This is a genomic window from Kitasatospora sp. NPDC057692, assembly GCF_042799475.1.
In the GTDB taxonomy this organism is placed as follows: Bacteria; Actinomycetota; Actinomycetes; order Streptomycetales; family Streptomycetaceae; genus Kitasatospora.
On sequence record NZ_JBHVIV010000011.1, the window covers coordinates 44,880 to 67,392 of the forward strand.

At 75.5% G+C, this 22,513-nt stretch carries 20 protein-coding genes; 9 read left to right on the top strand and 11 right to left on the bottom strand.

Features of this window, described 5'->3' with window-relative positions:
- Window positions 1-54: 54 nt before the first annotated feature.
- Window positions 55-1,236 (bottom strand): serine hydrolase domain-containing protein, encoded by a 1,182-nt coding sequence (locus tag ACFVFS_RS09395; RefSeq protein ID WP_380621886.1) that lies wholly within the window; start codon window positions 1,234-1,236, stop codon window positions 55-57.
- Between the two features lie 113 nt (window positions 1,237-1,349).
- Here ACFVFS_RS09395 and ACFVFS_RS09400 point away from each other — a divergent pair, with 113 nt between their 5' ends.
- The 3 genes from ACFVFS_RS09400 to ACFVFS_RS09410 all read left to right on the top strand — a co-directional run bounded on the left by ACFVFS_RS09400 (window position 1,350) and on the right by ACFVFS_RS09410 (window position 4,026).
- Window positions 1,350-2,522 (top strand): histidine kinase, encoded by a 1,173-nt coding sequence (locus tag ACFVFS_RS09400; protein WP_380621888.1) that lies wholly within the window; start codon window positions 1,350-1,352, stop codon window positions 2,520-2,522.
- The gene (locus ACFVFS_RS09405; protein WP_380621890.1) at window positions 2,510-3,154 is read left to right on the top strand and encodes a LuxR C-terminal-related transcriptional regulator; all 645 of its coding nucleotides are present in this window, start codon (window positions 2,510-2,512) and stop codon (window positions 3,152-3,154) included. The genes ACFVFS_RS09400 and ACFVFS_RS09405 overlap by 13 nt, the downstream gene beginning before the upstream one ends.
- A gap of 254 nt (window positions 3,155-3,408) precedes the next feature.
- Window positions 3,409-4,026 (top strand): TOPRIM nucleotidyl transferase/hydrolase domain-containing protein, encoded by a 618-nt coding sequence (locus tag ACFVFS_RS09410; protein ID WP_380621892.1) that lies wholly within the window; start codon window positions 3,409-3,411, stop codon window positions 4,024-4,026.
- A 51-nt stretch (window positions 4,027-4,077) separates the two neighbouring features.
- Here ACFVFS_RS09410 and ACFVFS_RS09415 read toward each other — a convergent pair whose 3' ends face one another.
- From ACFVFS_RS09415 to ACFVFS_RS09440, 6 genes are all read right to left on the bottom strand, one after another.
- Window positions 4,078-4,596, bottom strand: coding sequence for a hypothetical protein (locus tag ACFVFS_RS09415; protein WP_380621893.1), 519 nt, complete (start codon window positions 4,594-4,596; stop codon window positions 4,078-4,080).
- A 105-nt stretch (window positions 4,597-4,701) separates the two neighbouring features.
- Window positions 4,702-5,565 carry a hypothetical protein gene (locus ACFVFS_RS09420; protein ID WP_380621894.1) on the bottom strand — a complete coding sequence of 288 codons (864 nt, stop codon included), beginning with the start codon at window positions 5,563-5,565 and terminating at the stop codon, window positions 4,702-4,704.
- 318 nt (window positions 5,566-5,883) lie between these two features.
- Window positions 5,884-6,699, bottom strand: coding sequence for a hypothetical protein (locus ACFVFS_RS09425; protein ID WP_380621896.1), 816 nt, complete (start codon window positions 6,697-6,699; stop codon window positions 5,884-5,886).
- A 169-nt stretch (window positions 6,700-6,868) separates the two neighbouring features.
- Entirely contained in the window at window positions 6,869-7,906 is a 1,038-nt protein-coding gene (locus tag ACFVFS_RS09430) for a TolB family protein (RefSeq protein ID WP_380621898.1), read from the bottom strand.
- The gene (locus tag ACFVFS_RS09435) at window positions 7,903-9,258 is read right to left on the bottom strand and encodes an MFS transporter (protein WP_380621900.1); all 1,356 of its coding nucleotides are present in this window, start codon (window positions 9,256-9,258) and stop codon (window positions 7,903-7,905) included. Before ACFVFS_RS09435 ends, ACFVFS_RS09430 begins: the two co-directional genes overlap by 4 nt.
- A gap of 5 nt (window positions 9,259-9,263) precedes the next feature.
- Window positions 9,264-10,175, bottom strand: a complete 912-nt coding sequence (locus ACFVFS_RS09440; protein WP_380621902.1) for an alkaline phosphatase family protein — start codon at window positions 10,173-10,175, stop codon at window positions 9,264-9,266.
- Between the two features lie 451 nt (window positions 10,176-10,626).
- On the opposite strand from ACFVFS_RS09440, the gene ACFVFS_RS09445 reads away from it, so the two are divergent.
- Window positions 10,627-11,139, top strand: coding sequence for a cobalamin biosynthesis protein (locus tag ACFVFS_RS09445; protein ID WP_380621904.1), 513 nt, complete (start codon window positions 10,627-10,629; stop codon window positions 11,137-11,139).
- The gene (gene cobC / locus ACFVFS_RS09450) at window positions 11,136-12,209 is read left to right on the top strand and encodes an Rv2231c family pyridoxal phosphate-dependent protein CobC (protein ID WP_380621906.1); all 1,074 of its coding nucleotides are present in this window, start codon (window positions 11,136-11,138) and stop codon (window positions 12,207-12,209) included. Before ACFVFS_RS09445 ends, cobC begins: the two co-directional genes overlap by 4 nt.
- 22 nt (window positions 12,210-12,231) lie before the next feature.
- On the opposite strand, the gene ACFVFS_RS09455 is transcribed toward cobC, so the two are convergent.
- The 3 genes from ACFVFS_RS09455 to ACFVFS_RS09465 form a co-directional block, all read right to left on the bottom strand.
- Window positions 12,232-12,822, bottom strand: a complete 591-nt coding sequence (locus ACFVFS_RS09455; protein WP_380621908.1) for a hypothetical protein — start codon at window positions 12,820-12,822, stop codon at window positions 12,232-12,234.
- Window positions 12,823-12,897: 75 nt separating this feature from the next.
- Window positions 12,898-13,707 carry an MOSC N-terminal beta barrel domain-containing protein gene (locus ACFVFS_RS09460; protein WP_380621910.1) on the bottom strand — a complete coding sequence of 270 codons (810 nt, stop codon included), beginning with the start codon at window positions 13,705-13,707 and terminating at the stop codon, window positions 12,898-12,900.
- Entirely contained in the window at window positions 13,704-14,252 is a 549-nt protein-coding gene (locus tag ACFVFS_RS09465; RefSeq protein ID WP_380621912.1) for a hypothetical protein, read from the bottom strand. Before ACFVFS_RS09465 ends, ACFVFS_RS09460 begins: the two co-directional genes overlap by 4 nt.
- A 163-nt stretch (window positions 14,253-14,415) precedes the next feature.
- Between ACFVFS_RS09465 and ACFVFS_RS09470 the strand changes: the two genes are divergently transcribed.
- A complete protein-coding gene (locus tag ACFVFS_RS09470) occupies window positions 14,416-15,087 on the top strand; it encodes a hypothetical protein (RefSeq protein WP_380621914.1) in 672 nt (223 codons plus the stop codon).
- A 46-nt stretch (window positions 15,088-15,133) separates the two neighbouring features.
- Window positions 15,134-15,571 carry a GNAT family N-acetyltransferase gene (locus ACFVFS_RS09475; protein ID WP_380621916.1) on the top strand — a complete coding sequence of 146 codons (438 nt, stop codon included), beginning with the start codon at window positions 15,134-15,136 and terminating at the stop codon, window positions 15,569-15,571.
- Window positions 15,572-15,609: 38 nt separating this feature from the next.
- Here the strand turns inward: ACFVFS_RS09475 and ACFVFS_RS09480 are convergent, their stop codons facing one another.
- Window positions 15,610-16,713, bottom strand: a complete 1,104-nt coding sequence (locus tag ACFVFS_RS09480; RefSeq protein ID WP_380621918.1) for an LLM class flavin-dependent oxidoreductase — start codon at window positions 16,711-16,713, stop codon at window positions 15,610-15,612.
- A 330-nt stretch (window positions 16,714-17,043) separates the two neighbouring features.
- Between ACFVFS_RS09480 and ACFVFS_RS09485 the strand changes: the two genes are divergently transcribed.
- Window positions 17,044-18,489 carry an esterase/lipase family protein gene (locus ACFVFS_RS09485; protein WP_380621920.1) on the top strand — a complete coding sequence of 482 codons (1,446 nt, stop codon included), beginning with the start codon at window positions 17,044-17,046 and terminating at the stop codon, window positions 18,487-18,489.
- Window positions 18,486-22,513: tetratricopeptide repeat protein (locus ACFVFS_RS09490; protein ID WP_380621922.1), on the top strand; the 4,028-nt coding region annotated here is incomplete at its 3' end. The genes ACFVFS_RS09485 and ACFVFS_RS09490, both read left to right, overlap by 4 nt.

Sequence of the window (22,513 nt, forward strand, 5' to 3'; positions counted from 1 at the left end):
GGGGTACGTGGGGGGGTCCGACTCCCCACTCCGACACCCCACTCCGACACCCCGCTACGAGCGCCCCGCCGGGGACCCGCACAGGGCGTCGTCGACGAGCCTGCTCACGGCCTGCTCCACGTGCAGGACGTCCTCCTCCGAGGCGGCGAGGACGCCCGACAGGGAGACCGTCACGCTGCGCCGGCCGTCGGCGGTGGCGGCGGAGGCGGTGACCCAGCCGGCGTCCCCGCCCTCGTGGCCCCAGTACCGCCCGCCGCAGGAGAGCGGGCGGGAGAAGAGGCCCAGGCCGTCCCGGGCGCGCGGCATGAGCCTGCGGAACTCCCGGCCGACCCGGACCGTCCGCTGCATCTCCGCCAGCTGTGCCGGCGGCAGGAGCCGGCCGCCGAGCAGGGCGGCGAAGAACCGGTCGAGGTCGGCGGTGGTGGAGACGAGACCGGCCTCCCCGTTGGTACCCGGACCGACCTGCTCGGTGACGTCCACCAAGGGCTCGCCGGGCCCGAACCGCTGGTAGGTCCGGGCGTGCGGCAGGGGCAGCTCGGGGGACGTCCCCGGCCGGAAGGTGTGGCCGAGGCCGAGCGGCCGGACGATCCGGTCCCCGACCTCCGCGTGCCAGGGCTGCCCCGTGACCCGCTCGATGACCATGCCGAGCAGGACGTAGCCGGTGTTGCCGTACTGCCAGCGCTCACCGGGCTCGGAGTCCGGGCGGTGGCCCATCGCGCGGGCGACGGTCTGCTCGGGTGTGTAGGCGTCGTTCCGGCGCCGTTGGAAGTCCTCCGCCGAGGTGTAGTCCGGGTAGTCGTCGTGGAGGCCGCCGGTGTGCTGGAGCAGCTGGCGGAGGGTGATCGCGCCGCCGTCGTTGCCGTTCCCGGACACCACGCCGGGCAGCCACCGCTCGACGGAGTCGTCCAGCGCGAGCCTGCCCTCGCCGACGAGTTGCAGCACCACGGTGGCCACGAAGGTCTTGGTGACGCTGGCGATCCGGAAGTGGCCGTCCGGCGGGACCGGCCGGCGGTCCGCCAGGTCCGCGACGCCGCTGGTGGCGGTCACATCACCGCCGTCGGAGGTGGTCAGGCGGGCCTGCGCGCCCGTCACGCCGAGCGCGGTGATCGCGTCGGCGTCGCGCTGGAGGCGCGCGGCCGGCCGCTCGGCGGCCGTCGCGCCGGGCACGGTGGTGGAGAGGGTCGCGGTCACCAGGGCGGCCAGCGCCAGGCTCCGCGTGAGGGATCGGATCGTCATGGGCGACGACGGTAGGCCCGGCCGAGGGGCGCGCGCGCTACCGCCCGCGGGTGGGAGAAGAGGGTGGCGGGCTGTAGTGCCGGGCCCGTTCGCGATGGCCCAGACTTGCCCGGGTGAACCACCATCAGGCCGAACGCCCGGCGGGGGTGTGGCGCGCTCTGGGCTATCTCCTGGGAGGCCTGGCGACCGCCCCGGCCACCCTGCTCGCGCTGCCCGTGCTCGTCGTCGCGCCGAGGACGGCGCACGCCTGGGCGTCCCGGCACCGCCGCCGCGCCGAGCGGCTGCTGCGCTCGCCGGACCCCGGTCCCGTCCGGGTCGGCGCGTGGCGGGTGCTCGGCTGGCTCTGCGCCTCCGCGCTGAGCGCTCCGGCGTTCGGGCTGGTCGCGGTGGTGTGCGCGGGCAACGCGGTGACCACCGCCGTCACGGTGCCGCTGTGGTGGGCGCTGCCCGCCGGCACCCGCGCGGGCGGCTTCGGTCCCGGGGTCCCGCTGACCGGGTGGGGCACGGCGCTGACCCTGGGGACCGCGCAGTTCCTCGTCTTCGCCGCCCTGACCGCCCGGTTGGTCCCCCTGCTGGCGCACCTGCACGCCCGGACCTGTGTGGCGCTGCTGTCCCCCTCGGCCGCCGAGCGGCTGGCGCGGCGGGTGGCGACGCTGACCGAGACCCGGGCCGGAGCCGTGAACGCCCACGGACTGGAGCTCCGCCGGATCGAACGCGACCTGCACGACGGCACCCAGGCCCGGCTGGTGGCCATCGCCCTGCGGCTGGGCCTGGCCCGCGAGGTGCAGGACAGGGACCCGGTGCTGCTGGCCCGGCTCCTGGCGGAGGCCCACGAGGGCACCGAGGAGGCCATGACGGAACTGCGCGCGGTGATCCGGACGATCTACCCGCCGATCCTCGCCGACCGCGGCCTCGCCGGGGCGCTGACCGCGCTGGGGGCCCGGTCGACGATCGCCACCACCCTCGACCTCGACGCCCTCGGCACCGACACCCTCGACACGATCCCCGCCGCCGTCGAGACGGTGGCCTACTTCACCGTCGCCGAGGCGCTCGCCAACGCCGCCAAGCACAGCCGGGGCCCCCCGACCACCGTCCGGGTGGCCCGCGAGGGCGACCGACTGTCGATCGGGGTCACCGACGACGGGGTCGGCGGCGCCGACGAGACCCGGGGTACCGGGCTCGCCGGAATCCGCCACCGCGTGCTGGCGCTCGACGGCACCGTCCACCTCCACAGCCCCGGTGGCGGCCCGACCACGATCACCGTGAGCCTGCCGTGCGGGTCGTGATCGCCGAGGACAACGTCCTGCTGGCCGGCGGGCTGGAACTCCTGCTCACCGCCGCCGGCTTCCACGTCGCCGCCGTCACCGGGGACGCCCCCGGCTTCGCCGCCGCCGTGGCCGAACACCGCCCGGACGTCACCATCGTCGACGTCCGGCTGCCGCCGGCCTTCCGCGACGAGGGCATCCACGCCGCCATCCACGCCCGCCGCCGGCACCCCGGCCTGCCCGTGCTCGTCCTCTCCCAGTACGTCGAGCAGCAGTACGCCGGCGAGCTGGTCTCCGACGGCCGCGGGGGCGTCGGCTACCTGCTCAAGGACCGGGTGAGCCGGGTGAGCGAGTTCGTCGACGCGCTGCGGCGGGTCGCCGCCGGCGGCACCGTCATGGACCCCGAGGTGATCGGCCAGCTCCTCACCCGCCCCGCCCACGACCCGATCGCCGCCCTCACCCCGCGCGAACGCGAGGTCCTGGCCCTGATGGCGCAGGGCCAGGACAACGCGACGCTCGCGGCCCGCCTCGTCATCACCGAGAACGCCGTCCACAAGCACATCGGCCACATCTTCGCCAAGCTCGGCCTCTCCCCCGCCGACAGCGGCCACCGCCGCGTCCTCGCCGTCCTCACCTACCTCAGCCGCCGCTGACGGGAGGCCAGGGAGCTCTCCGGCCCCTCCCGCCGGGCGCGCGACGCCTCGCCGCCGGTCGCCGATGCCCCGGGCGGAGCCGCCCGCCGACCCGCCGCCCCTGGTCACGCCTCGGGGTCCTCGTCATGACGAGGACCCCGCCCCCGCGCCCGGTCGACGTGGAGGCGCTCTACCCGGAGCCGGCCGCCCACCGGGGCCTCCCATAGTGGAAAATGCCGGGCCCCGGGGGCCCGGGCGGGGGCAGAATCGCCCCCATGGTGGACATGGAGGCGTTCCGGGACGCGGTCGCCGCGTGGGCGGCCGGCGGCCTCGGCGGGCCGGCGGGTGAGGCGGCCGGGCGGTTGGGTGTGCGGACGGCGGTGCTGGTGGAGGGTCCGAGCGACCTCGCGGCCGTCGAGACGCTGGCCGCGCGCGAGGGGCGGGACCTCGGCGCCGAGGGGGTGTGCGTCGTCTCGATGGGCGGGGCGATGAACGTCGCCCGCTACGCGGGCCTGCTCGGGCCTCCGGGGCTGGGGCTGCGGCTGGCCGGGCTCTGCGACGAGAACGAACAGGGCTTCTACGAGCGCGGGTTGGAGCGGGCGGGCGCGCCGGGCGAGGGCTTCTTCGTGTGCGTGTCGGACCTGGAGGAGGAGCTGATCCGCGCGCTGGGCGTGGCGAGGGTGGAGGAGATCGTCGAGGCCGAGGGCGACCTGCCCGCCTGGCAGATCTTCGTGCGCCAGCCCGCGCACCAGGGCGGGGTGGCGGAGCGGCAGTTGCGGCGGTTCCTGGGGACGAAGAAGGGACGGAAGATCCGCTACGGGCACCTGCTGGTGGGGGTGTTGGAGGCGGGGAGGGAGCCGGCGCCGCTGCGAGGGCTGCTGGCGGCGCTCTGAGCGGGGGTGTCGCGGGTGTCGGGTTGCCGCGGGTGTCGCAGGTGTCGCGGGTCAGAACTCGACGGCGTCCAGGTGGTAGGTGGTGTCGACGAGGAAGCCGCCGGCGTCGGCCTTGATGGAGAGCACGTACTGGCCTGGGGCCAGCGGGTCGAGCGCGCACCACAGGCCCCAGGCGACGCGCGGGATGCCGGTGGCCAGGAAGCGCTTGGAGGCGAACTCGTGCACCTTCAGCGGGACGCCGTTGAGGGTCGCCTCGGCGGCGGAGGCCTCGACGCGCCACGGTGCGGAGGAGAGGCCGAGGGCGATCCGCTGGGTGTTGAAGACCGGGAAGAAGACCGGCTTCCCGGCGGCGATCGGGCAGCGGCGCACGACCCGGCCGCCGTAGGTGCCGGCGAGGAACCAGACGTCGGAGGGCTGCCGCCAGCCGGCGAACTCGCCGGTGGTGTCGGCGACCGGGCTGCGCTCCATCGGGGCGGACAGCGCCCACTTCCACCAGCGTGCCGCGAGCGCCGCACCCCGGCGGGGGTCCACGGTGTCGGCACCGGTCTCGGGGGAGACGGCCTCGCCCACGTCAGCTCCTTCGGGTCCACGCGCGCACCGCACATCGGCCCGCGCAGCGACCCTATCCGGTGACGGCCGGGCCCTCCCGCGCGGGAGGGCCCGGGGTCCGGAGCCTCAGTCCTCCAGGCGGCGGACGACGATCTCGTACTGGTCGACCGCTCCGTCCCAGCGGACGACCACGGTGCCGCCCTCCGACACGTCGTACGCGTACTCGTCCTCATCCGCCTCCTCCTCCGCCTCCTCTGCGCCGTCCTCCTCCTCGGCCGGGCCCACCGGGACGAAGGCGAGGTCGTGCGACTCCTGGTCGCAGAAGGCCACCAGGAAGTCCCGCAGCGCCGGGTCGGCGATGCCGGCGACCCGGTCGTGGGCCTCGCCGTCCAGCTCCTCCCCGGCTTCGCCGACGCCGGCCGGCATCGACTCGGGCGCGGTGACGGTGCTCAGACCGGTGGCGGCGAGCAGGGCGTCGAGCAGGGTCTCGCCGCCGGCCGCCAGCCGGGCCTGCCAGAGCGTCCACAGGTCCCCGGGCAGCTCGGGCGACGCGAGGTCGACGCCGTGCCGCTCGGCGGCCCGGCCGAGGTCCGCCCCCGGCAGGGCCCCGTCCCACTCGGCCTCCTCCAGGGCCGCGGCGAGATCCGCGGCGAAGGGGGCGAGTTCCCCGGACAGCCCCCGCAGTTCGACGTGGAACAGCGAACGGCTCGCGTCGAAGACCAGTTCCGTCTCGTCGAGATCGCCGGGCGGGGCGAGCAGCAGGTGCCCGGTGCCGACCGTCTCCTCCCCCGCGAGCGCGGCCCGCCCGACCCACACCGGGTCCCGCTCCAACTCACTCTCGGCGAGGAAGTTGCCACTGTAGAAGGCGCCGTAGCGCGCCGTCCCGTCGTACTCGGCGAGCGGTCGGCCGAGCACCTCTCCGAAGGCCTGCCGCAGAGCGGCGTCCCACTCCTCGGAACGAACGGCCGGGCCATCGTCATGAAGCGTCATGCCGGGAGTACAGCACGCCCAACCGACAACCCCCGCCCCCGGGTTGGCTCAGCGGCTGTAGTTCTTGAGCGCCTCGGTGTCCAGGGTGACGTCCGGACCGGGCAGTTCCGCCCGTTCCCCGTAGCCGCACCTCCGGATCTCGCGGTAGCGACCCCTGACCGGCTCGCTGTGGCCGGTGACGGTGTCACTGCCGCGGTCGATCAGATGGACTCCGGCGTGACACCGTGCCTCGTCGCGGTTCGGGCGATGGCCTCGAAGGCGCCGACACTCGACTGCGGCCTCTTGGCGTTCGCCGCCGTGGGCGCGTGCTCCATCCCGTCAGCCGGTGGCGCGGACGTAGATGTCGGCGGCGCCGGGGAGGCCGACGGGGTCGGGGGCGACATAGATACGACGGGCGCGGGCGGGGGTGGCGGGGAGGACGGGGGTGGGGCTGGGGTCGGCGGTGGGGGTCGGGGCCGGGGCGGGTGAGGGGGTGTCCTCGGGGGTGGGGGTGGCGTCGGAGGCCGGGGAGAGGTGTTCGGCGGGTTCCGAGGCGGTCGGCTCGGGCTCCTCCGCCGCGGGGGTGTCCTCCGGGAGGGCGGAGGGGGTCGCCGTGGGGGTCGCCGTGGGGGTTTCGACGGCGGGCCCGGTGGCGGGTGCGGTGGCGGGCCCGGTAGTGGACGTGGCGACCGCCGGGCTGGGCGACGGGGCGGCGAACAGGCCGGGGGCGCCGACCTCGTGCGCCTGGGCCGGCTCGTCGCCGCCGAGTGCCTCGGCGAGGTCGGAGGGCACCGGGGCGAGGGCGCCGGGGGCGGCCAGGTCGTAGGTGCGCAGGAAGTCGCCGACGCCGACCTCGCGCCCGCCGGCCAGCCGGTAGTGCAGGTAGGCGACGGGCCGACCGTCCGGGGTGTGCGTGTAGACGGCGCCGACCGGGACGTAGTAGCGGCCCGCGCCCGGGTGCTGGGAGGGGTGGAGGCCGGCCAGCAGTTCGGCGCGGTCGCGGTCGGTCTCGATCGCGCCGCGGCCGACGGTGAGGGCGTTGACGCCCCGGACGGCCAGCGCGGCCAGCACCGACACGAAGACCACCAGCCCGATCGCGACGGTGCGGCGCAGCACGGGTCTGCCGTGCAGCGCCGGCCACGAGTCGCTGGGCACGCGTTCCGGCGACAGCCCGCGATCGGGCCCTCGTTGCCTCACTGTTCCTGCTCCCCCGGTCGGTCGGTCGTCCTGTGGCGGCCTGGCGCGGCGCGACCACTCTTAGTGCTCGACGTGGACCCTACGCTCCGAGTTCCGCACGGAACCACCCGGCCCGGAACGGTCCCCGTCAGCCGAGGTACGCCGGGGCGACCGCCGCTTCGAGAAGCCGCTGGACGGAGCCGGTGCCGTCGGCGGGGACGGTCCACAGGTCGGCCCCGAAGTCGCCGGGCATGGCGTACAGCAGGGTGTGGTCGTCGGACCAGACGGCCTGGTCGTCGATGCTGCGCTGTTCGGCGGTGGCGGTCTCGGCCATGGTGGCGAGGTCCAGGACGTACAGCCGCCAGGGGGCGTCCTCGGAGGCGCCGGGCATCCGCTTCTTGTAGGCGACCCGGGTGCCGTCCGGGGAGAGCGAGGGGCACTCGACGTTCTGGTGGAGCGTGGTGAGGGTGCGGGCGCCGAGGTCGCCGCGGACCAGGTAGGTCTGGCCGCCGGTGGCGGCGGTGGCGTAGAAGGCGTTGTCGTCGACGAAGGTCACGCCCCAGATGTTGACGTCGGGCGAGCGGTACGGCCGGCCGTCCTTGATCACGTCGAACTCCTCCAGGTTCTCCCGGAGGTTCCAGTCCCGGACGTCGACGATCGAGGTGCGGGTGGAGAAGTCGGTGCCCGCGTAGGAGTCGCCGCTGACGAAGACGGTCCAGGCGGCGAGGTGGCCGGAGGGCGAGACCCGGGAGCGGGTGGGGATGCCGGCGGCCGGGAAGGAGCGCAGTTCGCGCAGGTGGTCGTCGAGGACGACGGCCCGGTAGGTGTCCTGGAGGGCGCCGCGGTCGGCCCGCAGGCAGATGCCGGTGCCGGCGGCGGCGTAGAAGCGCAGGCACTGGACGCCGGAGGAGGTGCGCGGGCCGTCGGGGCGGTCGGCGGGGACGGTGACGATCTCGTCGCGGTGCGGGCCCCAGGCCATGTTGCGGAAGAGCAGCTGCCGGGAGGCGGGCGCCTTGAGGGCGACCTCGCCGGGGGTGACGACGGGGCCGCCGGCCTGGACGCGGTCGCGTTCGGCGGAGCGGTCGGCGGCCCACAGGACGGCGCCGGTGCCGACCCCGCCGAGCAGGAGGACGGCGACCAGCAGGATCAGCACCCGGGTGCGGTTGCGGAGGGGGGCGGTGGTCACTTGGGCACCTCGGGGTCGGAGGGGGTGGCGGCGGGGTCGGGCTCGCGCAGCACGAGCGCCGCCCCGGTGACGCAGCCGGCCAGCGCCAGCGCCGACCAGGTCAGCGCGGTGGTGCCGCCCACGGCGCTCCACAGCGCGCCGAACGCCAGCGAGCAGGCGAACCGGGCGAGCGCCTGTCCGGTGCCGACCAGCGCGAGCCCGGCGCCGCGCTGTGCGGCGGGGACGGTGTCGGCCGCGGCGGCGGCGAGCACGCCGTCGGTGGAGGCGTAGAAGGCGCCGTGCAGCAGCAGCACGCAGACCACCACCGGCAGCCCGTCGAGCGGGGAGAGCAGCAGCCCGTAGGCGAGCAGCAGGACGCCGTGGCCGGCCAGGAACAGCCGGCGGCGGCCGATCCGGTCGGCGAGCGCGCCGAGCGGGACGGCCAGCAGCAGGAAGGCCCCGGCGGTGCCGAGCGGGAGCAGCGGGAAGTACTCGGTGGCGAGGCCGAGCCGGCGCTGCACGAGCAGGTAGAGGAAGGAGTCGCTGACGGTGGTGAGACCGAGCAGCACGGCGCACACGGTGAGCCGGCGCAGCCCGGGGATGCGCAGCAGCGCGAGCCCGTCCCTGAGCCGGGGGTGCGACGTCGACGGCTCGTCGGCCTCCAGGCGGTTCGGTACGAAGAGCAGCAGGACGAGCACGCCGAGCACCGCGACGCAGGCGCTGACCGCGAACACCGCGTGGTAGCCCTGCTGTTGGCCGCCGTCGGCGAGCAGCGGGCCGCCGGCCATCCGCAGCACCAGGAAGGCGGTGAGCGGTCCGAGCAGCGCGCCGGCCGTGTCCATCGCCCGGTGCACGCCGAACGCCCTTCCCCGGTGGGCGGGTTCGGTGGCGAGTGAGATCATCGCGTCGCGCGGGGCGGTGCGCAGGCCCTTGCCGGTGCGGTCGGCGGCGAGCACGGCGCCGATCAGCGGCACGGTGTGGGCCAGCAGCAGCAGCGGTTTGCAGAGCGCCGACAGGCCGTAGCCGACGGCGGCGACGGCCTTGTGCCGGGGCGCGCCGTCGCGCCCGCGCCGGTCGGCGAGGTGGCCGCCGGCCAGCCGGACGACGGCGCTGAAGCCGTTCTGGATGCCGTCGAGCAGGCCGAAGCCGAGCGGGGACAGGCCGAGGCCGGTGAGCAGGTAGAGCGGCAGGACGGCGCTGACCATCTCCGAGGAGACGTCGGTGACCAGGCTGACCACGCCCAGGACCACCACGGTGCCGGGGACGGCGGCCCGCGCCGCCCGGCCGGTGGCGCCGTCGGCGGCCTCCCGCCGCCCCGGCCGGGTGGCCGGGGCGACGGGGGCCTTGGAGCTGCGGGAGTCCGCGACGTACACGGGCGTCAGTTCCAGATGCCGGTGATGGTGGCGGCGGAGGCGGCGTTGCCCGCGTGGGTGGTCAGGCCCGCGAGGTCCTCCAGCGTGCGCAGCACGTTGTAGTGGTTGTAGGTGGTGGCGGTGGTGGCGCCCGGGGTGACGTGGGCGCCGTAGAAGACGGTGGGGATCCGGTTGCCGGAGAGCCTGTTGTCCTCGTCGAAGGTCACGACGAGGATGCTGTTGTTGTTCTTGGCCCAGGCGGCGTAGGCGCCGAGCTTGTTCTGGATCCAGGTGTCGCCGGTGGAGACCGAGCAGTCGTGCATGTCGTTGCACAGGTCCGGGACGACGAAGGAGACCTTCGGCAGGTTCGCGAAGTTGGTCGGGAACTGCGTCATGGTGAACGCGGTGTTGGTCGGCACGTTGCCGAAGCCGAACCACGGGTTGTGCTTCTGGGCGTACTTGCCGCTGGAACAGGTGGTCGAACCCTGGCTCGGCAGGCCCTCGTTGTAGCTGGCCCAGGTCTTGCCGGCGGCGATCAGCTCGGAGGCGAGGTTCGGCTGGTTGATCGAGCCGACCGGCACGCAGCTGTCGTCGGTGCGGCCCTGGTTGGAGCCGGAGAACAGCTGGTAGTAGTTGGGCTCGCTGGGGTGGGTGAGCCCGAACGACTGGGTGAGGTTGGCGCCGCCGGCCTTCAGGGTGTTGTTGATGTACGGCGCGCTGGAGCTGCCGATCACCTGGGTGTAGGCGTGGTTCTCCATGACGACGACGACCACGTGGTCCGGGGTCGGCAGGCCGGCCGCCTGCGCGGTGGTGCCGGTGGCGGCCCAGAGGCCGAGCGAGCCGGCGACCAGGGTGAGGCCGGCGGCGGAGGCGGTCAGGGTGCGGCGGCGGGGGCGGCGCGGGGCGGCGCCCCCGGCGACGGGGTTCGTGGCGCTCATGTCAACAGTCTCCGGGGTTTCGGGCATGGTGTCCTCCGTGTCGGGGGCGGTCGGGTCGGGGAGGCGGCCCGGCCGCGGGGGAACTGCCGGATGGGAGAGGACCGCCGATCGGGGGACCGGCGGTTTCGGAGCGCCGCAAACAATAGGAGCGGCGCGGTGGCGCGGACCCCGGCGGCCACATGACGAAAAGGCGAACAGCGATCGCTGGCCGAGGATCGCCCCCGGGCGCACGTCACAGCCGTCGCGATTGACCCGTCCGTCACGGCCGTGGTGGGATTTCGGCGGCCCTCGGTGCCCGGCACCCGCCTGACCTGGGCATTCCGGCCGGTGGACGGTGGCGGGTTTCGGCCGCTCCGGGCGGCCCGGCCGGGGCCGGTCGGCGCGCGGCCCTCGGACAGATGTCGGGCGGGTGACGTGGAGAAATGGGACGTGGGCAGGGCGTGAGCACGGCGTGAGGGGTCCGGACGGGAACGGTTCGCGGTACATCGGTTCCGGCGCGCTGGGCGGTTCGGGTGACGTCGGGGGCGCCCCGGCCCCGCCCGGCCGCGGGCGGCTCGTCGTCGGGGTGGGCGTGCGCGGCTCGGCGACGGAGGCGGAGCTGCTGGACCTGATCCGGCGGACGCTCGCCGCGGCCGGACTGCCGCCCGGCGACGTCGGCGCCCTCGCCACCCTCGCCGGCAAGGGCGGCCACCCCGCCGTCCGCGCCGCCGCGGCGGCGCTCGGCGTCCCGGTGGCCGAGTACCCGGCCGGGACGCTGGCCGCCGCCCCGGTGCCGAATCCGTCCGGCGTCGTCGGCGACGCGGTCGGCACGGCCGGCGTGGCCGAGGCGGCGGCGCTGGCGGGGGCCGGCGGCGGACCCGCCGAGCTCGTCGTCCCCAAGCGGAAGTCGGCGGCCGCGACGGTGGCCGTGGCCCGCGCCCCAGGCCGTCCAGCACCCCGGCACACCCCAGGAGAGCAGCCGTGACCCCCCACTCCCCCGCCCAGCAGGCCGCCGCCGAGCCCGATCTGCGCCACCACGGGGACGCCGAGGTGCGCGCCGACGGCGCCGGCCTGGTCGACCTCGCCGTCAACGTCCGCACCGGCACGCCCCCGGCGTGGCTGCGCGAACGCCTCGCCGCCAGCCTCGCCGGCCTCGCCGCCTACCCCGACGGCGCCGCCGCCCGGGCCGCGGTCGCCGAGCGGCACGGCCGGCCGGTGGACGAGGTGCTGCTGACCTCGGGCGCCGCCGAGGCCTTCGTCCTGCTGGCCCGCGCCCTGACGCCCCGTCACATAGTCGTGGTGCACCCACAGTTCACCGAGCCCGAGGCAGCACTGCGGGACGCCGGGCACCCGGTGCGGCGGGTCCTGCTCGCCCCCGGGGAGGGCTTCCGGCTGACCGCGGGAGCCGTCCCGGAGGAGGCCGACCTGGTGGTGCTCGGCAACCCCACCAACCCCACCTCCGTCCTCCACCCGGCCGCCGCCGTCGCCGCCCTGACCCGACCCGGCCGCACCCTGGTGATCGACGAGGCGTTCATGGACACCGTGCCCGGCGAGCGCGAGTCGCTGGCCTCGGCCAGGGACCTGCCGGGCCGGGTGGTCGTCCTGCGCAGCCTCACCAAGACCTGGGGGCTGGCCGGCCTGCGGATCGGCTACGTGCTCGGCCCGGCACCGCTGATAGCCGCCCTGGCCGCGGCCCAGCCGCTCTGGCCGGTCTCCACCCCGGCGCTGGTCGCCGCCGAGGCCTGCTCCGCTCCGGCCGCGCTCGCCGAGGCGGACCAGGCCGCGTACGAACTCGCCGTCAGGCGCGAGCACCTGGTGAAGGGCCTGGCCGCGTTCCCGGCCGTCCGGGTGCACGGCGAGCCCGCCGCCTCCTTCGTACTGCTCGAACTCCCCGGCGCCGACGCCGTCCGCGCCCGGCTGCGCACCCTCGGCTTCGCCGTCCGCCGAGGCGACACCTTCCCCGGCCTCGGTCCGGACTGGCTGCGCGTGGCCGTCCGGGACGAGGCCACCACGGACCGCTTCCTGGCCGCCCTGGCGGAGGCGCTCGACGGCTGACGCGCTCCGGCGGCGCCCTCGGCTACTCGCAGATCCCCGGCTCCGCGGCCGGTTCGAGCAGCACCGGGTCGGCGAGGTAGCCGGGGGCGTCGAAGCGGAGCCGGTCGGCGGCGGTGAGGGTCGCCCAGCCGGGCAGGACGGGCGGCGCCCAGCCGACGCCCCACACACCGGGGAGGCCGGGCGGCAGGACGGGCCGCCGCTCGGTCCGCCACGAGCGCCCGGCGAAGCGCAGATGGCCGGTCTCGCACCTGGTGTTCCAGTCGAGCGCGTAGGGCACGCCCACGGCGGCGGCCGGGCCGGGGTCCGCCGGGACGGTGCCGGGCGCCACCTCGCGGTGCGGCGGCGGCAGGGCGGCGGTGTCCGCCGTCGCCACCGCCGTGGCCGTCACCGGCGCCGTCATCGGCGCCGACGCCGCGCCCCTGACCGTGACGGGGGCCGGCCGGCCGCCGTCGGCCCCGGAGATCGCCGGAACCACGGCCAGCGCCGCCCCGGCGGCCGCCACCACCGACCAGCGGGCCGCCCAGGCCCACCGGCCGTCCGGCCGCTCCTGCCCCTGCTCCTGCCCCTGCTCCTGCCCCTGCCCCCCGCCGCCGTACTCCCGCTCCCCGCTCATCCCGGTCGCCTCCTCGGAGTCCCGTTCTGGTGGCCATGGGACTCCGCGGGTCGGCATCCGGTTCCCCGCGTCCCGTCAGGAGCGCAGCACCACCGGATCGCCGAGCGCCACCCGGCCCGCCCTCAGCACCCGGGCGTACACGCCGGCGCAGGGCAGCGCGGGCAGGCCCGGCAGCGGGACGAGCCGGTTGCGCTCCGCGAGCGTGCGCAGCGCCGCCGCCGAGCGCGGCAGCCGCGGACCGTGCGCGAGGGTGGGGACGGCGCAGCGCGGGGTCGCGGTGACGACGTGCAGGCGCAGCTCCGCCCCGATCGCCAACTCGCCCTCCACCCAGCCGTTCTCGACGAAGCCGGCGACCCCGTCGGGCGTCCGGACCAGCACGTTCGGACGGTAGCGCTCGGCGGCGGCGCCGTCCGTCGCGGCGAGGGCGGCCGTGGTGAGCAGATGGAGCGGGGCGAAGTCGAAGAAGGTGCCGGGCGGCGCGCCGCGCCCCAGCCCGTTGACGGTGAACCCGACCTCGGCGCCCGGGCCGTGCGCCAGGACCTCCTCCGGGACGGACCGCTCGATGCTCGCGCCCGGCGGCGGCTCGGCGACCAGCCGGACCCTGCGCCCGAGCCGCTCCGACAGCCCGTCCTCGTCGACGGCGGCGCCGTCCGGGCCGGTGATCACCACCCCGCCGCCGGGCGCCGTCGCGGCGCTGAAGCCGAGCACGCCCGCCCACAGCCGCGGGTGCTTGGCGCTCACCACCCGCCCGGTGTCGGCGTCCAGCAGCGCGTACGCGCGGTCGCCGCGGATGCCGCGCTCCGTCACGGACGCCTCGCGGAGCTCCTCGCCGAGCATCGACTTCACGGGGTGGCGCCGCAGCCGCCCGACCGTACCGACCTTCACCCTTCGATCCCCAACTCCGCCTGAGCCCAGGCCCGCAGGGTGGCGAAGTCCTCGGTCCGCAGCCCGATCCTGGGGTCGATCCGGAAGGTGGCCGCCGGTCCGGGGTGGTTCTCCGCTATCCACTCGGTGTCCTGCGGCCCCAGCTCGTCGTCCACCCAGACGAACGGCCGCCCGGCCGCCCAGTCAACCAGCACCCGGGTCTTCCAGTGCAGGCCGTCGGGTTCGTCCTGGTGCATCCGCGGCCAGCGGACGTAGGGGAGTTCGGGCAGGCCGAGGAGCGGGGCGATCCAGGTGTTGGCGTCCTCCTGCCAGGTCGTCGCCCAGACCAACTCGAAGGGCAGGCCCAGCAGTTCCGGACCGTGCTCGGGGTTGAGCCAGAGCCGGAGCGGCTCGACCGCTTCGTCGGCGCGGCCGGGGAAGCGGGTCAGCCAGAACTCCGGCCGGAGGTGGTGGGTCCGGTAGCCGGGCGGCTGTTCCTGCGGCACGGCGGCGTACGGGTTCAGCGGGCCGTCGACGTCGAGGAGGAGGAGTGGGAGTGCGGTCATGGGGGGATCGTCCCGCGCGGCGGGGGCGTTGACCATCCCGTTCCGGCGCGGCGGTCTGCGACAGGATCGGGATATTTCCCGCACCGGGCCGTGAACGATCCCGTCGTACGGTCGGGTTGCGCCGGTGAACGACACCGGCGGTCACGCCCCAGGGGGAACCCGCATGCGCTCGCGCCGTCTCGCTCTCACCGCCGTCGCCGTCGTGGCGCTCGCCGTCACCGCCACCGCGTGCGGGCCGGAGAACAGCGACACCGCGGCCCCCGCGTCGAGCCCGGCGGCGACCACCGCGCCCTCCGCCGCGACGCCCTCGGCCACCGCCGCGAAGCCGACCGACCCCGCCGCCACCGCCGCCACCGCCGCCACCGCCACCAAGCCCGCCGCCACGCCCTCCACCGGTTCCACCGGTTCCACCGGCTCCGCCCCCGCCGCCGCACCGGCGGGCACCTGCGGCGCCAAGGACCTCGTGCTGACCGCCAAGGCGGAGTCCCAGGCCGGCGGCTACATCCTGATCGCCGCCAAGGCCAGGCCCGGCGTCACCTGCACGCTGCCGCCCCGGCCCCCGGTCATCGCCTTCGGCTCGCGCGGCATCGAGGCCGCCAAGGCCGAGAAGGGCGTCAGCCAGCCGATCAGGCTCAGCGGCGCGGACACCGCCTACGCGGGCGTGATGACGAAGACCACCAAGGACAACCAGGCCGTCGAGTTCAGCGACGTCATCGTGGGCATCGGCAGCCCGGACCCCGACCCGGTCAGCCTGCCGATCGGCCCGACCAACGTCGACCGGCCGGTCGTCACCAACTGGCACAACCTGCCGGAGAACGCCGTCCCCGTCCGCTGAGGCAAAACCGCTGGTCCGGCGGCCGGATCCCTGCTTGGATCCGGCCATGACCAGTGACACCGGACTGCCCGACGGCTACGAGATCTCCACCGACCCCGCGCGCCTCGACGTCGCGCTGATCCACCGGTGGCTGTCCCAGGACGCCTACTGGGCGCTCGGCCGCAGCCGCGAGAAGCAGGACCGGGCGATCGCCGGATCGCTCAACTTCGGCCTCTACGAGCAGGCTTCGGGCGAACAGGTCGGCTACGCGCGGGTGGTCACCGACCACGCCACCTTCGCCTGGCTGTGCGACGTCTACATCGCCCCCGCCGCCCGCGGCCGGGGCCTGGGCACCGCGCTGGCCGCCGGCGTCCGCGACCGGCTCGCCGACCAGGGCCTGCGCCGCGTCCTGCTCGCCACCGCCGACGCCCACGGCGTCTACGCGAAGGTGGGCTTCCAGGCCGTGGAGAAGCCCGAGAAGTGGATGATCCTGGGCGAGCAGTAGCACCGGATCCGGGGCCTGCCGACGCCGCAGGCCCCGGTCTAGCCTTCCGGTCGGCGCCAGAGGCCGCGGGCGGCCAGCACCGGCAGCACGCCCTCGCCGAACCAGTACGCCTCCTCCAGGTGCGGCATCCCGCTGAGCACGAACTCGTCGATCCCCAGCTCGTGGTACTCGGTGACGAGGTCGGCCACCTCCCGGTGGCTGCCCACCAGCGCCGTCCCGGCCCCGCCGCGCAGCAGGCCGACACCCGCCCAGAGCCCGGGGTACACCTCCAGCCGCTCCGCCGAGCCTCCGTGCAGCGCGAGCATCCGGCGCTGGCCCACCGACTCGCTGCGGGCCAGCGCCCGCTGGGTCTCCCGGACCCGCTGCGGATCCATCGCCGCCAGCAGCCGCTCGGTCTCCGCCCACGCCTGTGCCGAGGTGTCCCGGGTGATCACGTGCAGCCGGATCCCGAACCGCACCACCCGCCCCTCCCGCGCGGCGAGTTCACGGATCCAGGTGATCTTCTCCCGCACCTGCGCGGGCGGCTCGCCCCAGGTGAGGTACACGTCCGCGTACCGGGCGGCGACCTCGCCCGCCGCCGGGGACGACCCGCCGAAGTACACCGCCGGCGCCGGCTCCGGCAGCCGGGTCAACTCCGCCCGCTCGACCCGCAGATGGGGACCGTCGTGGTCCACCGTCTCGCCCGCCCAGAGCCGCCGCACGACCGACAGGAACTCCCCGGTGCGGGCGTAGCGCGCGTCCTTGTCCAGGAAGTCCCCGTACGCGCGCTGCTCCGCCGACTCGCCGCCGGTCACCACGTTGAGCAGCAGCCGCCCGCCGGCGTGCCGCTGGTAGGTCGCCGCCATCTGCGCGGCCAGCGTCGGCGCGATCTGCCCGGGCCGGAACGCCACCAGGTACTTGAGCCGCTCGGTCACCTGGGTGAGCATCGCCGTCGTCAGCCAGGCGTCCTCGCACCACGCCCCGGTCGGCGTCAGCGCCCCCTCGAACCCCAACTGCTCGGCGCTGCGGGCGATCTGCCCCAGGTACCCGAGGGACGGCGGCCGGTCGCCGCCGGCCGCGCCGGGCGTCGAGCCGTGCCCGCCGCCGACGACGTGCCGGCTGTCGCCGTTGGTGGGCAGGAACCAGTGGAACGTCAGGGCCATGAACAACACACTCCGTACCGGGAAGAGCCGCCTGGGGGAAGGGGGGTGAGCCGCTCACCCGTGACAGGCGGCCGTCCACACCCGCGCGAGATCCACGTGCAGGCGTCGCACGAGGTGTCCGGTGGCAGCGGCGGAGGCGGTCATACGCGCGATTATCCGCCCGCGACCAGCACCGATCAAGAGCGCCGACCGCCGGCCGCCCGTGTCTCAACTTGGCCACCACACGGCCGAAACAATGGGCGCCGAACCCCGCGGGCAGGATCATGGGCGACGCAAGCGCCGGGCCAGCCAGGGGGGTTGGGCCTCCGGCGCCCGTTGAGCGGAGACGAAGTGGCGCGCAGACATCTGGTGTACGTGCTGCCCGGGATCGGCGGCAGCGTGCTGGAGCGGCCGGGGTCGGGCGGGCGGCCCGGCGAGGTCGTCTGGGACGCGGGTTTCGGCGACATCGCCGGCCTGCTCACCAGGCCCGGCCGGCTCGCCCCCGACGAGCCGCTCCGCCCGACCGGCGTGATCCGCTCCCGCCGGCTGCTGCCCGGCTGGACGGTCGTCCCCGGCTACGAGCGGCTGCTCGACGGCCTGCGCGCGCTGCCCGGCGTCCGGCTCGACGAGGGCCACCCCGACCGGCCCGACCCGGCCGCCAACGTGGTCGTCCTCCCCTACGACTTCCGCCTCGGCGTCGCCCACGCCGCCGAACGGCTCGCCGCCGACGTCCACGAGCGGCTCCAGGACTACACCGAGGCCGAACGGGCCGGCCGGGTCACCGTCGTGGCGCACTCGATGGGCGGACTGGTCGCCCGCTACTGGCTCGGCCCGCTGGAGGGCTGGCCGCTCTGCCGCGCCCTGATCACCCTGGGCACGCCGCACCGGGGCGCGCCCAAGGCGCTGGACGTGCTGGCCAACGGCGTCCGGGTGGCCGGCGTCCGGCTGGGACGCGTCAGCGAGTTGCTGCGGAGCTGGCCGGGCGTCGCCGACCTGCTCCCCCGGTACCCCGCCGTCTGGGACGGCACCACCGGTGCCGCCCGCCACCCGCGCGAGCTGGCCCTGCCGGGGCTCGGCGCGGCGGCCGAGGCCGGCTGGGAGCTCCACCGGGAGATCGAGGCCGGCTGGCGGAGCATTCCGCGCGGCCCCGACGCGCCGGCGGTCGTCCCGCGCCTCGGCTGGAGCCACGACACCCCGTCCTCCGCGCACTGGGACGGCCACCGGCTCACCCTGCACAAGACCCCGCCGAGCTGGCTGCACCTGGACGGCTGGGAGCACGACCACGGCGACGGCACCGTGCCCGCCTTCTCCGCCGTCCCGCTGGAGCTGAGCGCCGACGACCCCTCCGGCTGGCGCGCCCGCGACCGGCACGGCCCGATCGCCTCTGCGGCCTGGATCCCGGGCCTCGTCGAGGCGTACGAGCGGCGGGCCCCGCTCGGCGCCGTCCAGGGCGAGCAACGGAAGACCTCGCTGGGACTCGACCTGGACGAACTGCACCCGGCCGGGGCGGCGGTGCCGCTGCGGGTACGGCTGCGCGGCGACACCGTCCCGGGGGAGGGCGCGGAGGGTGTGGGGGGCGTGGAGGGGCTGTCCGTGTGGGCGGCGGTGCGGCAGGCCGAGGAGCCGGGCCGCCGCACCGCCGAGGTGCGGCTTGAGTGGGACGCGGCGGAGGGCTGCCACCGCGTCGACCTGCCCGGGCAGGAACCGGGCCTGTACGACGTCAAGGTGACGGTGCGCGCCGTCCCCGGCGTCGGCGACCTCACCGCGGGCGACGCCTTCGCGGCGGTGGGCCCGTGAGCGGCTGGCCGCGCTGGAACCAGGAGGGCGAGCCCGCGGCGCTCGCGAAGTACGTCCGCCCCGACGAGGTCGCCGCCCTGGTCCGCCTCCCCGGCCCGGCCGGCGGCAGCCTCCTGGACCAGGCCCGCGCCGTGTACGAGGCGCTGGCGGCCGCCGGCATCACCTACGCGTACGAGGCACCGAGCGACGACCCCGCGCGGCAGGTGGTCCGCGAACCGGCCGAGGTGCTGTGGAGCCCCCGGCACGCCACCTGCCTCGACCTCGCGCTCACCCTGGCCGGCGCCTGCCTGCACGCGGGGCTGCGGCCGTTCGTCCTGATCGTCGACCCGCCCGGGGCCGTCGGCGCCGCCCACGCCCTGCTCGGCGTCCGGATCGGCGACCCCGACCCCGACGAGCCGGGCCCGCCGGACGCCGACCTGTGGGAGGCGCGGCCGGCGGACTGGGAGGAGCTCGTCCAGGAGGAGGTGGACGGCCCGGCCCGCCCCCTGCTGCTGCTCGACCCGGTCGGCGTCGCCCACGCCCTGCCCACCTCGCCGATCATCGGCACGGGCGCGGCCTTCGCCGACGCCGCCCGGGCCGGCGCGCGGTACGCAGCCGGGTGGACGTGGCGTGTGGCGGTGGACGTGGGGCGGTTGTGGCGCGCCCGGGACTCCCACGTCCCGTCCGACCATCCGGCCGACGACCCGCTGCGGCCGCCGTACCTGCCGCTCGACCCGGAACTCCACCGGCCGCTGCAACTGCTGCGGCCGGAGCACGAGGTGGTGCCGTTCCAGGCCCGCGCCGAACTGACCGTGCTGACCACCTGGTGCCGGTCGGTCGCCGAGGGCCGCCACACCGGCGTCGCCGTCGTGCACGGTGTCGGCGGCGCGGGCAAGACCCGGCTCGCCCTCGAACTGGCCGAACGGCTCGCCGAGCGGCACGGCTGGTACGCGGGCTACCTGCGCAAGGACACCCCGGGGCTGGCGTGGCTGGGCACCGTCACCTCGCCCACGCTGATCGTGCTCGACTACGCCGACGCCCGGCCACAGGAGGCCCGCGACCTGCTGCGGGTGCTGCGCCGACGCGTCGAGCGCGGCGGCACCCCGGCCGTCGTCGTGATGACGGCCCGTTCCACGGACGGCCAGTGGCTCGACGACCTGCGCAACGCGTGGACCACCGATGGCCAGCTCTGCCGGGAACGCCCCCCGATGCAGCTGCCGCCCGAGCACCCCGACGGTGAGGCGCTCGTCCGGCGGGCGGCCGACGCCTTCCGGCTCGACGACCGACAGGCCGACCTGGAGGCGGCCGCCGGGACCACTCCGCGGGACTGGACCACGCTCGACCGCCTACTGCTCGCCTTCCTCGCCGCCCGCAGCCCCGACAGCGACCGGCTCCCCGCCACCCGCGCCGAGCTGTACGAGGAGGTGCTCCGGCACGAGCACCGCTACTGGACCGAGGTCTACCGCCGCACCACCGGTACCCCGGGCGACGCCCCGCTCGACGTCCTCGACCGCGCCGTCACCGCCCTCACCGTGCGCACGCCCGTCGGCCGCAAGGACATCACCGCCGCACTGCGCACCGTCGAGGAGCTGGCGGACGACGCCCGTTGGCGCGACCAGATCCGCGCCACCCTCACCGCCTGCCTCCAACCGGCCCCCGGCGAGCCCCTCATCCTCCGCCCCGACCCGATCGCCGACCACTTGGCCCTCCGCACGCTGAAGGCCGAGGAGGGAATGCTGGCGGCGGTGCTGGACGGGCTCGACCAGCAGCAGGTGACCGAGGCGCTGCGGCAGTTCAACCGGGCCGCGGCGGCGGATGAGGAAGCCGCCGCGGAGATGGTCGCCGAGTGGATCGGGGACGGAGAGGAGCGGTGGCTACCCGTCCTGGTCGTCGCCTTCGCCCAGCGCGGTGCAGCGCTCGAAGCGCTCGAGCAACTCGTCGATGCGCCCCGAGCACCATCCTGGCTGAACGAACTGGCCGACAGGATCCCGGACTCGGCCCTCGGACTGCCGGGCCTCGCACTCCGTGCCGAGCTGCGGTGCCTGGCCGAGCTGTCGAGCGCGGGAGGCGGACGGGAGGCCGAACGCGCCGTCCGGTTGCTCCGCGTGGCACGTCAGCAGTCCGACACCGGCGACCTGTCCGGCGCGGTCTCCTCGGCCGCCGAGGGCGTCGCGCTCCTACGCAGACTCGCCGACACGGACCCCTCGCTCCTGGTCTATCTCACCAAAGGGCTCGGCACCCTTGCCGTCCACCTGTCCGACGCGGGCGACCACGCGGCGGGGCTCGGCCTCATCGTCGAAGCCACCGCGCACTACCGCCGGCTCGCCGCCACCGACCCGGACACCTTCCTCCCGGATCTCTCCGCCGCCCTCAACAACCTCTCCGGCCACCAGGCCGAGCTGGGGCAGCACGCCGCGGCACTCGCCACCGCCACCGAGGCCATCGACATCCGCCGCCGACTCGCCGCCGCCAACCCCGATGTCTTCCTCCCCGACCTCGCCACCTCCCTCAACAACCTCGCCAGCCACCAGGCCAGCCTGGGAGACCACGCCGCGGCACTCGCCACGGCCACCGAGGCCATCAACATCCGCCGCCGACTCAGCGCCACCAACCCCGTCCTGCTCCCCGGCCTCGCCACCACTCTCAGTAACCTCGCCGTCCACCAGTCCGACGTCGGAGACCACGCCGCGGCACTCGCCACCGCCACCGAGGCCATCAACATCCGCCGCCAACTCGCCGCCGCCAACCCCGATGTCTTCCTCCCCGACCTCGCCACCTCCCTCAACAACCTCTCGACGTACCTGGCCCACACGGGGGACCGTGCTGCGGCGCTGGCCACCGGCACCGAGGCCGTATCCCACCTCCGCCGACTCTCCGCCGCCAACCCCCGTCTCTTCCTCGCCGACCTCGCCAGCTCCCTCAACAACCTGTCCAACTACCAGGCCGCGTTGGGGGATCGCCACGCGGCTCTCGAATCCGGTACGGAGGCGGTCAGCATCCACCGCCGACTCACCGACGCCCCTCTCCAAGATCTCGCCTCATCCCTGAACAACCTCTCCAACCAGCAGGCCGAGGTCGGGGACCGCACCGGAGCACTCGCCTCCATCACCGAAGCCGTCGACATCCGCCGCCGACTCGCCACCGCCAACCCCGTCGCGTTCCTCCCCGACCTCGCCACCACCCTGAACAACCTCTCCAACCGGCAGGCCGGAGTCGGGGACCGCACCGGAGCACTCGCCTCCATCACCGAAGCCGTCGACATCCGCCGCCGACTCGCCACCGCCAACCCCGCCGCGTTCCTCCCCGACCTCGCCAGCTCCCTCAACAACCTCTCCAACCACCAGTCCAACGTCGGGGACCACGCGGCGGCGCTGGAGTCCATCACCGAAGCCATCGACCACTACCGCCAACTCGCCGCCACCAACCCCGCCGTCTTCCTCCCCGACCTCGCCATGGCGCTGGGCAACCTGGCCAATCAGCAGGCCGGAGTCGGGGACCACACCACCGCGCTGGCGTCCGTCACCGAGGCCGTCGACATCCGCCGCCGGCTCGCCACCGCCAACCCCCGCGCCTTCCTCCCCGACCTCGCCAGCTCCCTCAACAACCTCTCGGCCCATCAAGCCGAGGTCGGACAGCCCTCGGCGGCACTGGCCTCCATCACCGAAGCCATCGACCACTACCGCCAACTCGCCGCCACCAACCCCGGCGCCTTCCTCCCCGACCTCGCCAGCTCCCTCAACAACCTCTCGGTCCACCGGGCCAACAACGGAGACCACACCGCGGCATTGGCGTCCGTCACCGAAGCCGTCAACCACTACCGCCAACTCGCCGCCACCAACCCCGGCGCCTTCCTCCCCAACCTCGCCAGCTCCCTCAACAACCTCTCCAACCGCCAGGCCAACAACGGAGACCACACCGCGGCACTGGCCTCCATCACCGAAGCCGTCAACCACTACCGCCAACTCGCCGCCACCAACCCCGGCGCCTTCCTCCCCGACCTCGCCAGCTCCCTCAACAACCTCTCGGTCCACCGGGCCAACAACGG

What these genes read in the sequence shown, in the direction of transcription:
- ACFVFS_RS09440 (WP_380621902.1), bottom strand. Translation starts at nt 10,175, where the DNA reads ATGAGCGCCACGAACCCCGTCGCCGGGGGCGCCGCCCCGCGCCGCCCC.
- ACFVFS_RS09475 (WP_380621916.1), top strand. Translation starts at nt 15,134, where the DNA reads ATGACCAGTGACACCGGACTGCCCGACGGCTACGAGATCTCCACCGAC.
- ACFVFS_RS09410 (WP_380621892.1), top strand. Translation starts at nt 3,409, where the DNA reads ATGGTGGACATGGAGGCGTTCCGGGACGCGGTCGCCGCGTGGGCGGCC.
- ACFVFS_RS09395 (WP_380621886.1), bottom strand. Translation starts at nt 1,236, where the DNA reads ATGACGATCCGATCCCTCACGCGGAGCCTGGCGCTGGCCGCCCTGGTG.
- ACFVFS_RS09455 (WP_380621908.1), bottom strand. Translation starts at nt 12,822, where the DNA reads ATGAGCGGGGAGCGGGAGTACGGCGGCGGGGGGCAGGGGCAGGAGCAG.
- ACFVFS_RS09420 (WP_380621894.1), bottom strand. Translation starts at nt 5,565, where the DNA reads ATGACGCTTCATGACGATGGCCCGGCCGTTCGTTCCGAGGAGTGGGAC.
- ACFVFS_RS09465 (WP_380621912.1), bottom strand. Translation starts at nt 14,252, where the DNA reads ATGACCGCACTCCCACTCCTCCTCCTCGACGTCGACGGCCCGCTGAAC.
- ACFVFS_RS09470 (WP_380621914.1), top strand. Translation starts at nt 14,416, where the DNA reads ATGCGCTCGCGCCGTCTCGCTCTCACCGCCGTCGCCGTCGTGGCGCTC.
- ACFVFS_RS09480 (WP_380621918.1), bottom strand. Translation starts at nt 16,713, where the DNA reads ATGGCCCTGACGTTCCACTGGTTCCTGCCCACCAACGGCGACAGCCGG.